This window comes from Pelagibius sp. (genome assembly GCF_965249265.1).
Taxonomy (GTDB): Bacteria; Pseudomonadota; Alphaproteobacteria; order Kiloniellales; family Kiloniellaceae; genus Pelagibius.
This window is the reverse complement of the sequence record NZ_OZ252224.1, coordinates 3722798-3736272: the sequence shown is the minus strand read 5'-3', so window position 1 is coordinate 3736272 and position 13475 is coordinate 3722798. Positions and strand designations below refer to the sequence as shown.

The following is a 13475-nucleotide window of genomic DNA, read 5'->3' as shown; positions in this document are numbered from 1 at the left end:
CTAGTCTCGCATGGCCTCGCGCAAACGCTTCGTCCGCAGATCGGTCCAGACCTTCGCGATGTGATCGAGGCAGACCTGCCGTTCGCCCTGAACGCCGACCGCCTCCCAGCCCGCAGGGACGGCGCGATAGGTCGGCCAGATGCTGTACTGGCCCTGATCGTTGACGACGACGTCGAAGGCCGTGTCCGTGTTATCGATGCTCAACGCTGTTTCTCCCGTTTCCTTGGGTCACCGTGGGCGCGTTCATGCAGTGTTGATGGCTTTGATCGCGTCCATCGAGGCCTCGGCGCGTGCGTCGCCTTTCAGTTCGATCAACTGGCCGCCGTCCATCTTCAAAATGCGGTCCGCCACGTCGAAGTAGTGGTCGTCATGGGTTACCGCGATGATGGCTTTGCCCCCCGCGCGCAGTTCCGGCAGCAGCGTGCGATAGAAGAACTGGCGGAACTGCGGGTCCTGGTCGGCGGCCCATTCGTCCAGCACCATGAAGTCGCGCTGTTCGGCAACGCTCAAGATCAAGGCCAGGCGCTTGCGCTGTCCGTGGGAGAATTCAACCTGGTCCAAACGGCCCTCGGCGTGCCCCGTCTTGTTATGCATGTCGAAACGCCGCAGCCAGTTCTCCACGTGATCGCTGGCGACTTCCTCGCCCGTGCCCGTAAGCAGCCGGCGAAAAAGGTGGAAGTCGGTGAATACGGCGGAAAACAAGTGCCGGTATGCGCGGCGGTTTTCCTCCCCCAGGATAGCGCCGTCGATCTCGATTGTGCCCGCGTGGGGGCGGTAGAGGCCGGTCAGCAGGCGCGCCAGGGTCGATTTGCCGCTCCCGTTGCCGCCGATCAGGAAAACGATTTCGCCGCGGCGGAACGTCAGATCCAGGGGGCCGACGGCAAAGCCCTTGTCGGCACTGTTCGCGCCGTAGCGGTAGAACAGGTCACGCAAGGCGATCTCGCGGCTTCCGGCAAAGGGCCGCCCGACACCGGTGAAGGCGGCGTCGAAAGGCAGGAGTTCCAGGGAATCGATTTTCCGCATGGAGACCTGGGCGGTGACCAGTGCGGCGATCCCCGCCATGGCCCCGACAAGCGGCGCGCGGAGGAAGAGAATGGTCAGGGCATAGGTTGCAGCGATACTCAGGTCCGCCCATCCCCGGCCCAGCGAGAGGTAAAAGACGAGACCGATGAGGCCCAACACCATGGTGTTGGCGATGTTGTGCAGCAGGCCGTTGTAGCCATCCGCCCAGGTCACGTGACGGCGGTAGGAGCGCGCGTTCCCGTCGAACTCCTCTTCATAGAAGTGCTGGGCCCGGTAGCGGTTGAGCGCCAGTTCTTTGCGTCCGTTGATGACCGAGAGATAGTCGCTATGCAGCCGGTCGTCGTCTTCCCGGACTTGTCCGACATGGTGATCGATACACCCGATGAGCAGCCAGCCGACGAAGCCCAGCAGCAGCATCCAAAGCGCGGTGGTCAGGAAGAGAGGTATGGAGAGAAGCGAGAGGTAGGCGAAGGCCGCGATACAGAGAAGACCGCCGAAGAGAACCTCTGGCAGGTGTACGAAGGCAATGGTCACGTTGCGGATGTCGGTGTCCAGCATCGCGATGAGACGAGGCCCGCCGACGGTCTCCAACTGCTCGATGTCGGTGTCCAGCACGCGTTTGACCAGCTTGCGGCGCAGACGATAGACGAAGCGGTGCCCGACGATGTGGAGGAAGATCCGGGCCGCCGTGGCGGCGAGGAAGGAAACGACCAAGAGGCCGGCGAAGAGCAGGAGCAGGGTGGAAAGTTCGCTCTCCGCTTCCGCCATGACACGGTTGACGAGGGCGAGCGCCGCGATTCCCGAGGCGGCACCCAGGAAGCTCAGGGCGATGATGCCGCTGACCGACCATTTGGCTTCGGCAAGCAGGAACCGCAGCAATTTCATCGTCGCCCTCGTCCAATCATGTCAGTCGGCTGCTCCTGTTCACCAGCGGTACTGCAGGCTGGCCGTGATGGTTCTGTCCTGCCCGTAGAAGCAGAAGAACTCTCCGGAACAGGAGGCCACGTGGCGATCGTCGAAAAGGTTGGTTGCGTTCAGGGCGAAGCGGAAGTTCTGCCACTCGTAACGGGCAGCCGCGTCGAAGAGAACGTAGTCGTCGACGTCAAAGGAATTCGCTGCATCCCCTGCCGTTTCGCCCTTGTAGCGGACCCCCGCGCCGAAACCCAGGCCTTCCAGAAAGCCTTCCTGCAGCGTGTAGAAAGCCCAGAGCGAGCCGAACTGGGCGGGCACACCGGCTGGCCTGTTGCCCTCCCGGATTGGACTGGGGTCTTCGGTAACCTCGACGTTCTGGAGCGTATAGCTGGCGGTGAGGTCCAGCCCAAAGTCGAAGCTCGCGACGCCTTCCAGTTCGAGCCCGCGCGAACGCACCTCGCCGACCTGGAACTGTTGATTCCCCTCGAAAACCCGAACGTTCTGACGGGTAATCTGGAAAGCAGCCAGAGTGACGAAGCTTTTGCTGCCGTCGGGTTGGAATTTAACGCCGACTTCGACCTGCTCGCCGGTTTCCGGTACAAACGCATCGCCGTTCCCATCGAAGCCGACAACCGGCAGAAACGACTCTGCATAGTTGATGTAGGGCGCCAGACCCACATCAGTCAGGTAAACCGCACCGACTCTTCCGCTGAATTCGGCGTCGTCCTGGTCGCTCCGGGAGCCGGTGCCCACGCGGGATTCGCTCTCGGACGAAACGAAGTCCACCCGTCCGCCAAGGGAGAGGATCAGGTTTTCGTTGATGGTGACCTGGTCCTGCAGATAGATGCCGTACTGCTGCTGAATGGTCTGGCCATCGGCAGTGATGGGAATGGCCGAAACATCGACGGGAGTGCCGTAGGTCGGATTGAACAGGTCGATCGTGCTTAACGTAAGCGAGGCTTGATCGCCGGTGCGCTGCCGCTCTTCGAAGTTGTTGTACTGATAGTCGAAGCCGACGAGCACTTTCTGCTGAATGTAATCCGACCCAAAGTCGAACTGCGCATGGGTATCGATCCCGAAGGCCTCGGACCTCGAATCGACAATGAAGGGCGCGCGGACGAGGACACTGTCGCTGAAGGGGAAGAACTGAAGCCCGAAAAACGTCTCGGTATCGCTCTCCACCCTGTTGAAGCGGGTGTTTTGCCGCACTGTGATGCTATCGTTGACCTCATGCTCGAAGAGGTACCCGAGCGCATAGGCCGTGCGGTCGAAGCGGTCAAAGTCCGGCTCGCCCGTGAAGCGTTCGGTCGGAATGGTGCCGTTGGGATTCGAGTCAAGCGTCCCGGATCTCGGTAAAAACTGATTGGTTGATCCGGTTTCATCGATCTGGAGAGAGCCCAGGAAAGTAAGCGTCGTGTCCTCCCTTGGCTTCCAGGTGAAGGCGGGGGCGAGGAACTGGCGGTCGTCATCGACGAAGTCCACCTGGGTTTCGGCATCGCGGGCGAGGCCGGTCAAGCGGAAAAATACGGATTCACTGCCGAAGATGGGGCCGCCGATGTCGAACTTGCCTTCGAGCTTGTCAAAGTTGCCCACTTCCACGCCGCCTTCCGCGAGCAGTTCAGAGGGCGGGCGCTTGGTGGCGATATTGACAAGACCGCCCGGTGATCCTGCGCCATAGAGAACGGAGGCCGGGCCGCGGAGGATTTCCACCCGCTGTGCCCCATAGAGTTCGGGTTTGAACTCCGCAAACCCTGAGGAGCGCAGCTGAAGGCCATCCTGGAATGTGCCGACACCGCCTTCATCGAAGCCGCGATACTGGAGGAAATCGACGCGGCTGTCGTTGCCGAAAGACTCGCCGAAGACACCGGGCGAATAACGCAAAGCGTCGCTGATACTGTCGGCGCTCTGGTCGTCCAGCCGGTCGCGGGTGATCACGGAAACCGACTGCGGAATCTCGATCAGCGGTGTGTCCGTCTTACTACCCGTCGTGCTGCGATCCGCGACATAGCCATCGACCGGGCCGAAGGGGCTTTCCAACTGCCCCTCGACCGTCACCGGGCCAAGTTGAACGGGGCCGCCGTCGGATTCGGCGGCCGCTTGCGTCAATGTGACCGTGCTGGAATCCACAAAGCTGTAGCTGATGCCGGATCCGGCGAGCAAAATGCGCAGAGCCTGTTCAGGTGTGTAGCTGCCTTGAACGCCGCCGGTCTGCGTGTTGGCTGCCAGTTCGGCGCTGTAAACCAACTGCAGGCCGCTGTCGTCGGCGAAGCTGTTCAGCGCAGGAGCCAAGGGGCCTGCGGGAATCGCGTAGCTTCGGGTCGCCGTGGCTTGGGCGAGGCTGTCGTTCCAAAGATCAGCCGCTGGTGAGGGGCTGTTCGGCGCGCTATAGAAACGGTCTTCCCCGAGACGGCCTGCTGCTTCCGCCTGCGTTGCCGCCGTGCCCGTCATGCATACAATGGCGCTTGTCGCCAGGATCAACGCCTTAAATCCTCTGGTGTTTTCCGTTGTTTGCCGCGCGTCGATGCGCGGACTCCCACTCTTCATGCTCCAATTCACGCCCGTAACTCCCCCGTAAGACCTCAAGCAAGTGCAAATGATAGTCGTTTGCATTTACTAAGACGGGCTGAGGAAGCAGATGAGGAGGTCGTTTTCGGAGGTTTTTTTGAGGCACCGAGTTTCGCTGGCGCCTGTTTCAGATCAGCCCCCAGCGAAGGGTCGGCTTCACACTGCCGGGCCTGTTTGTCGTTGGGACAGCGAGGCGGCCCTTCTTTTGGAGCGCTAGGTTGGCGCAGCGCTCTTGCTAGCTGTGCAGGAGGATCAGCAGATCCGTCAGCCGCGTCGAACTGAGTCCAAGGCTGGCTTCCAGCGCGTTCACCACCGCCACCGGGTCACGGGTCTCGAAGACACCGTTCACCTTCATGTCGCGAAGCCTCTGTTCGCCGATCATGATCTTTCCGGGATGATAGCGGTTGAGCTCTTCGATCACCGCGCCGAGGGTGACGTCGGAAAAAATCAGTTTGCCGCGCTGCCATGCGGTTGCCGATTTGGGGTCGACCGTCTGCAGCGGCCCGATGCCCTTGCCTTCGCTGTAGGCTACCTGCCGGTTGGCTGTGAGCAGGGCCTCGTGGTTCCCGCTGCCCGCATCATCGAGAGTCACCGCCACCCGGCTTTCCAAAACCGTCACGGTCGTCTCGGTACTATGGCGGCGGACCAGGAATACCGTGCCCAGCGCGGTACTGACTCCCCCATCCGCTGCAACCTCGAAAGGCCGGTCGGGGTCCGCGGCGACGGAGAACTCGGCTTCTCCGCTCAGGAGGCGTATACGCCGTTGCCTGGAACTGTAATCAATGGCGATCGCGGAATCGGTATTGAGCAACGCCGTGGAGCCATCGGGCAGCGTCACCGCCTTTATCTCACCGACTGCGGTTAGCGCATCGGCCTGCATACGGAGGGGCAGGTCGCTGCCCAAGGCGACAAAAAACAGCGCCGTGCCGGCGGCCAGCGCACAGGCTGCCTGCCAAATGCGCTTCCGTTTTCGTGATCCTTGGAGGGGGACAATTGCCGTCGGTTCGCCGTAGCGGGGTTTTGCGGGAAGGGCGCGTGGCTTCGCTGCCGCTGGAATCTCATCCAAATCCGACCAGAGCTGCTGGATCGTGCCGTAGGCCGCTTCATTTTGTGGGTCAGCACCTAGCCAGGCGTCAAAATCCACCAGCTCTTCAGATGTCAGGGCGCCGGCGTCTCGGCGCACGAACCAGTTGATCGCTTCCTCCAAAGCCGGATCCCGTTCTGCCTGATGGAAGCGGTCAGAGTGCAAGGGATCAGACAACGGCACTTCTGCGTCGGAATTGGAAGAAGGCGGATCGACTGGCACGCTCGTTCATTTCATTGTTCGTTTTTTGAACCCGTCATTTGTTCCAACGGTTCGTTGGCCCTACCTCTATGACGAACGATAGCCATATAAGAGGATGCAAAAAAGCGCTAATCACGCGCCTTCAGTCGCAGTGCGCAGTGCAAAAGGGCCTTGCGCAGGTGTTTTTCGACCATGTTGCGGCTGATGCCGAGCGATCTGGCGATTTCAGCCTGATGACGCCCCTCGAATTTGCGCAGGACGAAGACCTCGCGGCAGCGCGGCGGCAGTTCATCGACGGCCTGCATCAGTATTGCCACCCTTTGCCGCGCATCGATCATGGCCTCGACGGAAGGCTGGGCGTCGGCGACTTCCTCGGAGAGCGGTTTCTGCATCACGTATTTGGCGCGGGTTTTTTCCCGGCGCAGATGATCGATGGCGAGATTCCCGGCGACCCGGTAGAGGAGCGCCCTCGGGTTCTCGATCTCAGCGGATTTGTCCGTACTCGCGAGGCGGACATAGGTCTCCTGGACGATATCGTCGGCCAGCGCCGAACAGCGCACCCTGCGCCGGACAAAGGCAATCAGCTCGTCGTAATGCATGCGCAGAGCCGCCGTTACCGGTTCAACCGCGCCGTTGTCCGTCATCTCCTGACGCCTTTCACCCTGCCGCAACCTTGTCGTGCCGCGGTTCAGCCTATCCTAGAGAGGCGGCATAGTATCCATGATGAGAATGGTTCGCAATTACCCTTTGACCAGCCCTTGCTGGCCGTTCTTGGTTGGCCATCTTTTCATAGTCAATGCGCTTAGGAATATCGCTCTGGGCGCCTGCCGGCATAGGTTGGCCGGAGAGTCCGGCGTTCAGCTAGGTGACCCGGATGTAACCGGCGAGGCCGGTTTTCTGGTGCTCGATGACGTGGCAGTGGAAAGCCCAGTCGCCGGGATTGTCGGCGACCAGGGCGATGTCCATCGTCTCGTTGGCCTGCAGCATGGCGGTGTCAGTGAGCAAAGGCGGCAGCTTGCGCTTGTTTGAAGAAAGCAGGCGGAAGGTCAGGCCATGCAGGTGGATCGGGTGGTTGTAGCGGGTCTCGTTCTGCAGACGGAAGATATAGCTGCGGCCCATTTCCAATCGGGCGATGGCACCGGGCGCATCCGGCAGGTCGCCCGGCCAGGGCGTGCGGTTGATGGACCAGAAGGTATAGCCCAGGGTGCCGCAGATGCTGGAAGCCGGCCGGTCGCCGGGTCCCCAGCCGAACACGAAGGGGATGATCTCGGCATCGGCAAGAACCGGCTCGGCGACCGGGTTGGACGCCAGCGGGCGCAGTTCCTCGAGGCGCCGCCCGGCATCCTGACCCGTCGCGCGCAGCCGGGCGAGGGCCACAGGACGGCCCGCCACCAGGGTATTTACGACAACCGTCTCGCCTTCCGTGCCCGGCATCCTGACCGCAAGATCGGCGCGTTGTCCGGCGCCGAGAACGATTTCCTCCGGTTGGTAGGACGCTGGCGTGGGGTGGCTGTCCAGAGCGATCAGTCTGGCGTCGGTTCCGGTCAGGGAAATCCGATAGACGCGGGTGACGTCGGTCACGACAAGGCGCAGGCGCAGAAGGCTGCCGGCCGGCAGATCATAGGTCGGCTCTTCGCGCCAGTTTGCCGTCATGACGGTGCCCTGCGTGCCGCCGCGTGCGGCCTGACGCGCCCGGAACATGTTGATGAACTGGCCGTCCGGCCCCAGGCGGAAGTCGCGAAGGTTCAGCACCAGATCCTGGTCGAAACCGGCGTCTTCGTCGTCTTCGACGATCAAGATACCGGTCATGCCGCGCCCCATCTGCTCCAGGGTGTTGCAATGGGGGTGATACCAGAAAGTGCCGGCGTCGGGAGGCGAGAAGGCGTAGCGCAGGGTCTCGCCCTGCATGATCGGCCACTGGGTCAGATAGGGCACGCCGTCCTGGCTGTTGGCGATCCGCAGCCCGTGCCAATGCACCGTTGTCGGTTCGTCGAGACCGTTCGTCACGTCGATGAGGGACTCTTCGCCGCGGTGCAGCCGCAGAACCGGCGGTGGTCCGTCCGGGGCAAAGCTCATCATCCCGGCCGTCGTCTGACCGTCGCGCAGCGCGTGGTCGATAACGCTGGCTTTCAGGCTGTGAGCCGTCGCCGGGCTACCGGCGAGCGGGCCGCTTCCCAGGGCCAAGGCACCACCGGCCGCCGCGGCACTGCCGCCGAGCAGGCCGAGAGCGGCCCGCCGTGTAAGGGATCGTCTGTGGATCATCAGCCTCTGTTCTCGCCGGAGAGAAAGCCTCTTAGGCCCCCGATTGTATAGGGGTTGATCCTTGTTTGCGAATGATATTCACTTGCGATATTGTCGCAAACCTTGGCTGAGCCCGGACTCTGTCGTTCGGCGCGGCGGCACCACTCAAAAAGTCGGGACGACAGCTTTGTACAGATTTGCCTGCACGGTGACGGCTTTGATCCTCGGCTGTGCCTCTGCGGCCCAGGCCGAGGATTCAGGTCCCCTCAAGATCGAGCTCAACAAGCTGGAGGCGCAGGGCGAAGCCTGTCGCGCCTATCTGGTGCTGGAGAATGGATCGGCTCGCGACTTCACCGAGTTGAAGCTTGATATGGTGATGTTCGACGGCGAGGGGATCGTCAGCAAACGCCTGGCGGTTCAGGCGGCTCCGCTGCCGGCCGGCAAGACCAGCCTGAAGGTTTTCGACATCAGGGACATGCCCTGCGAACGTCTGGGCCGCGTACTGTTGAACGACGTCATGGCCTGCGGCGATGAGACGGGCGCGCGCAATGACTGTCTGGCACAGATCGAAGCAACGGCACAGGCCCCGTTGTCTTTCATCAAGTAGGAGCGCGCCGGAAGGGTTGACGGCTGATATCGATCATCGATATTGCATCGCCTCGTGAACAAAGCTGCCTGGTCGCCGCCAGCGGCTTTTTCAGAACTCGGAGTGGTCGATATTTCGATCCCTGATGACCGGTCCGGCGCGTGGAGCGTTCCTTGACGCAGGCGCCCAGAGTATCAACAGCCAGCCGAGAAGGGAGACTGTTCCCAACCACATGACAAAAGCGGCTGACTGGCCGCTGACCAGCAATGCAAACCCCGGTGCGAAGGCGAGCAGGCAGGCAGTAATCACATGGCGTCGCCCTTTATGGGGCTGCAACTTGAATGACCGTCGGCGCTTTGGGTCGGTTGCTGAGAGGTAAGCAATTCCCAGTAGACTCACGGCGATGGCTGCCAGGGTTATGCACGCGGTCATGGTTCCTCGGAAAGTGTTTTGGAGGCGTAGCGTGCTCTCCTATGCGACTTCGTCAGCCCTGTTCCGGCGATCACGAAGCCGGTACCGGCAATTATCAGCAAGAGGTCGAACGACACCACAGCGGTGTTTCCCATGGCCAATAACTCGGGCCAGGCAGGCCCGCCGGATAACATGCGAAGCAGCGGGAGAGCGATCAGGCCCGCACCGAGCATCAGCCTGTAGGCTCGGTTGAGTGCCAAGTCTCTTCTGACGGCGAGGCCGATTGCGATAGCGAGGCCTGCCACGACAAGAAAACCTATGGGTGTCCAGAATAGCGTCTCGTTTGTGCTCAGGCTGAGGAAATAGGCATAGCCGGCGCCGGTCATCGCGATGGGCAGCCCATAGACCAAAATTGTTAGCGCGCGGCCAAAGCGGCGCCATAGCGGCTGGTCCTCGTATCGACGCAGCCAAAGCTGTAGGCCGGTCACCGTCAGAAAACACATGGCTAGGCCAAGCGAGAACCAGATGACTTTAGACGCGGTTCCGGCAAAGTCGCCAAAGTGCAGCGCGAACATGAGCCCGAAGGCCGTGTCGCCGATCGATGGTGCCGTGCCGATGTCGGGTTTGCTCCCCAAGAACCTGCCGGTCTTTCCTTCAAAGCTGTGTTTCACGCCGCGCAAAGTACCGGCGGCAGGCGGGTGATACAGTTGCACGACGGCATCGGCGCGCGCCCAGTGATGGATGGCAAGACCGGTTGGCAGAGATCCGGCGATTTCCGTGGATCGTGCCGTGACCGAGTCAAGATCGACCAATGGCGCTGTGCCCGAATCCTCATAGTCTGGCAGGCCATACAGTGTCTCGAAGAGGGCCATCTGGTTTCCGCCAAAGGCAGTCGCGCCGACGACCGGCAGCCCAAGCGATACGGCGAAACTCAAGAATGAGCCGGTAAAGGCCAAGACAAAGGCGAAGGGCAGGGTCCAGCTTCCTGCCAAGACATGCCGGTCTCGGGCGAAGAGCACTAGGTTTGAGGGCCTTGGGGCGACAAAGAGGTCTTTTATCAGGTGGCGGTGAATAAGGAATCCAGACACAGCCGCCGCGGTCATCATCAACCCCAGAATGCCGGTGAGATAGAGCCCCCAGGGGTCGGGCAGATGAAGCCGAACATGCAGATCGACCAGGAAGCTGTCGAGAGCGCCGGCGGGGTCGGCGCCGTAGAGTTCGCTTCCAAATCCTTCGCGGCGGGAGACCATCTTGGTGGTGGTTGGGTCGAACTCGAACATTACGCCCTTGTCGTCGAGCTGTCCTACTTGGTTGGTAGCGTGGGTATGAAAGAAAGCGACGATGTGACCGGCCGAATTGTAGTAGACATCGACGTCATCCCTATACTCGACCGCAACGTCCTCCGCCATCTTCCGCAATGGGGCATCGAGCGGCGAAGCGAAGGGGTTGCCAGCCTCGGCGTCGCCGATCGACCATGCTCCGATTTCATCGGCGAAGACAGCGACGGCACCTGTCAGTATCACAACGTAGAGGGCGAGGCCCAGCAGTATGCCCGACCAACCGTGAACCGCCACAAGGCGTTTGGTTTTGTCTTTCGACAGTTCGATCACGGATTAGGTTCCTCGCAATTGGCAATCATGTTCAACTGAGCCCGCTGAACCGGATCATCCAGAACGCTGCGGCGATGTTGACTCCGATGATCGCAAGCATGACGAAGACTGCGCGCGGCAGGCTGTTTTCCAGAACCGTGTAGAAGAACAGAGTCGCCCAGAGCGCCGGGAACAATATCAAGGGAAGAATCAGATGATCGATCCCGGCCGAACCTACGGGAAGCCATATAGGCATTGCCGCCATTATGGCGATGGCGCCGGTCATCGCCCCGGGGCCGGCAAGCACCCAGCGTAGTGCAATTGAGTGCCTGTAAGCCCAGGCTTGCGCACCGAAACCCTCGCGCCGGCTCTGCCCTCTTTTCCTGATGAATCCCGGCATCCTCAAAACCTTATGGTCCCGGCGACACCGATGGTTCGGGGGCGCCCCAGAACCTCTGTAAGCCCGTCGTTTGGATCGACGACGTAGCGTTCGTCGGTCAGATTGGTGACAAAAGCATCAATCCTTAAATCGAAGTCATCGCTTAGTGAGAACGCGTAGCCCGCGGCCAGATCGACGACGACGTAGCTGTCGCTTTCATCGAATCCGAGACTGACTGTTTTTGAGTCGACGTAGCGCGCCTTGATCGATGCGTCGAAGCCAAGGTCTGAGATGTATGACAGGCCGCCGTTCAGTGTAAGGTTAGGGGCCTGCGGCAGATCCTCACCCTCAAACTGGGGTACGTTCGGCCCCGCATCGGTAATCTCGGTGTCGAGGAGACCGATGCCACCGTTCATGGTAAGGCCATCGACGATCTCGAAGGCAGCGTCCAACTCTAAGCCAAAGCCTCTCGCTTCTGGAACATTGCCGAACAGGCCGATGGCCCCGGCGGTCCCGGCTGCTGCGCCGCTAGTTTGAGCGTCGACAAAGGTGTAGTAAAAAGCGCTGGCATTGACGGTCAGGCGTTCGTCGAGAAAGTTTGTCCGGGTGTAAATCTCGTGCTGACGCAGGCGTTCCGAGTCGTACTCGACAACGCCGCCGACGGGATTGAACAGATCGAAGTCGACACCGCCGGGCCGGAAGCCTTCCGAATAGGTATAGCCGACTGTGACGGCGTTCGAGATATCGTAGCGAAGGCCGATTTTGGGGATGAAGGCCGTCTCCTCGACCGTCGTGTCCGTGCCTGCGCCGGCAAACGCAAGGAAACGGTCCCGGCTGTCGAACTCAATCCGTCCACCTGCAATCATGGTCAGACCTTCCGGCAGCCCGGCCTCAGCGAGGTCGAATTCCAGTTCACTGAAGATGCCGAGATTGTTGATTTCAGCATCCAACGCAAGCGGAAAAAAGGCCACTTCGTTGGTGGCATCGTCGCGCTGGTTTTCAAACGCGACGCCGAAGACTCCTTTGTCCAGGAGGCCGAAATCGCGAACGCGCAACAGGGCCTCGGACGTGATCGTGTCGGTATTCTGCCTAAAGTCAAAAAGGGGAGTCGTGTCAGGAATGTCAAAACGGTTGTCGAGAAAGGCGGCCCGGCCTTCAAACTCCAACTGATCCGAGATCGAATAAGTCAGATTGAAGGCATAGACAGTCTGTTCATTATCGCTGATAGAGTTGATTGACGTGAAGTTGGACGATTCGAAGTCATTCGCATCGGCGTCGACCAAAGGGCGGAACAGTCGCTTGGCCTCGGAATGGTCTACCGAGAACAGCAACTCCAGGTCTTCCGCCGCGTTCGGCGTGATCAATACCTTGCCGCGATAGCGCGCGTAGTCTTCGGACTCGATGTCGTCTCTGACGGCGGCCACCGCTGGCTCAACGACGTTCACATAGGTCTTTCCATGGGATCTCTCCGCTGTGAAGCGCGCGGCTATCTGGTCTTCCAGGATGGGAAGATTCGCCATCAAGGCGCCGCCCACGGTGCCATCTTGATCGAAGTAACTTCCCCGGGCCGCAGCCTCGTAGTCGAAAGACGGATCGATCGTGGAGACGCGTATCGCGCCGCCCAGTGAGTTGCGGCCTGTTGTGGTGGACTGGGGGCCGCGGGCTACTTCTATGGCCTCAAGGTCCCAGGTGCTGTTGATCGTTGGTGTCGCACCGATCGTCAGGGGTCTTGGTACGCCGTCGACGATAATGTTGACCCTCGGCTGAGCGCCTGTGGAGAGCGCCGCGCCGCCAGTTTGTCCGGCTGAGCCGTCAATGCCGCGAATCGACGGCACGTTTGCGTTGTCTTCGACGAGGACGTTGGGAATGCCCTGAATGGCATCGCGACTGTTACGGCTTAGCGGGGTATCGGCCTCCGGTCCAATGACGACAGTGCTTGCCGGTGTTTCACGCAACGTGCGGCCGATCTTCTCACCTTCTACGACGATTGGCTCCAATCGCAGCGGACCGCTGTTTTGCTCTGTCGTGTCAGCCTCCAGAGTGATTACCCCGGCGCTGGTGAAGCGGTAACGAAGGCCGGTCTCGGCAAGAAGAAGGCGAAGCGCCTGCTCGGGCGCATGGTCGCCCTGTACGCCGGGGGAAGTCTTTCCTGCCGCGATACGGGCGTCGAACAGGAGCTCCAGGCCGGTCTGCTCCGCGAATTTGAGCAGCGCTGAGGAAAGCGGCTGACCCGTGATTGCGAATGTCCGGACTTCAGTTTCCTGTGCTGAAGCCTGAGCCGCCGAAGCGACCCCAAGGCCTAGTAGAATAGCCATCGCCTGTACGCAAGCACGCGTATTCATGATTTCCCCCGGCCTCCAGTAGTTCACGCAAATGCGTCTTAATTGCATTCTCTATGTGAGAGGACGCGGGAATGCGTAGGTACCATTACTTCGGGTGGCAAAAAAACTTTCCTGCGCCGGAAGGTATCGCCTGTCGGGCTTC

Annotated in this window: 10 protein-coding genes; 1 reads left to right on the top strand and 9 read right to left on the bottom strand. The window is 60.7% G+C overall.

All coding sequences use genetic code 11. The features are described from left to right. From ACP146_RS17810 to ACP146_RS17785, 6 genes are all read right to left on the bottom strand, one after another. The gene (locus ACP146_RS17810) at positions 1-204 is read right to left on the bottom strand and encodes an MbtH family protein (protein ID WP_422368095.1); all 204 of its coding nucleotides are present in this window, start codon (positions 202-204) and stop codon (positions 1-3) included. Positions 205-243: 39 nt separating this feature from the next. Further along, entirely contained in the window at positions 244-1908 is a 1665-nt protein-coding gene (locus ACP146_RS17805) for a multidrug ABC transporter permease/ATP-binding protein (RefSeq protein ID WP_422368094.1), read from the bottom strand. Between the two features lie 39 nt (positions 1909-1947). After that, positions 1948-4479: a TonB-dependent siderophore receptor gene (locus tag ACP146_RS17800; RefSeq protein ID WP_422368093.1), complete on the bottom strand. Its 2532-nt coding sequence runs from the start codon at positions 4477-4479 to the stop codon at positions 1948-1950. Positions 4480-4735: 256 nt separating this feature from the next. After that, positions 4736-5806: a FecR family protein gene (locus tag ACP146_RS17795; protein WP_422368092.1), complete on the bottom strand. Its 1071-nt coding sequence runs from the start codon at positions 5804-5806 to the stop codon at positions 4736-4738. Positions 5807-5913: 107 nt separating this feature from the next. Next, entirely contained in the window at positions 5914-6429 is a 516-nt protein-coding gene (locus ACP146_RS17790) for an RNA polymerase sigma factor (RefSeq protein ID WP_422368091.1), read from the bottom strand. Positions 6430-6646: 217 nt separating this feature from the next. Further along, on the bottom strand, positions 6647-8047 hold the full coding sequence (locus ACP146_RS17785; RefSeq protein ID WP_422368090.1) for a multicopper oxidase family protein: 1401 nt from the start codon (positions 8045-8047) through the stop codon (positions 6647-6649). A 166-nt stretch (positions 8048-8213) separates the two neighbouring features. Here ACP146_RS17785 and ACP146_RS17780 point away from each other — a divergent pair, with 166 nt between their 5' ends. After that, on the top strand, positions 8214-8633 hold the full coding sequence (locus ACP146_RS17780) for a Tat pathway signal sequence domain protein (protein ID WP_422368089.1): 420 nt from the start codon (positions 8214-8216) through the stop codon (positions 8631-8633). Between the two features lie 407 nt (positions 8634-9040). Here the strand turns inward: ACP146_RS17780 and ACP146_RS17775 are convergent, their stop codons facing one another. The 3 genes from ACP146_RS17775 to ACP146_RS17765 all read right to left on the bottom strand — a co-directional run bounded on the left by ACP146_RS17775 (position 9041) and on the right by ACP146_RS17765 (position 13333). Continuing rightward, positions 9041-10546: a PepSY-associated TM helix domain-containing protein gene (locus ACP146_RS17775; RefSeq protein ID WP_422369671.1), complete on the bottom strand. Its 1506-nt coding sequence runs from the start codon at positions 10544-10546 to the stop codon at positions 9041-9043. A gap of 118 nt (positions 10547-10664) precedes the next feature. Further along, positions 10665-10898, bottom strand: a complete 234-nt coding sequence (locus ACP146_RS17770; RefSeq protein WP_422368088.1) for a hypothetical protein — start codon at positions 10896-10898, stop codon at positions 10665-10667. A gap of 116 nt (positions 10899-11014) precedes the next feature. Continuing rightward, positions 11015-13333, bottom strand: coding sequence for a TonB-dependent receptor domain-containing protein (locus tag ACP146_RS17765; protein WP_422368087.1), 2319 nt, complete (start codon positions 13331-13333; stop codon positions 11015-11017). Positions 13334-13475: the final 142 nt, after the last annotated feature.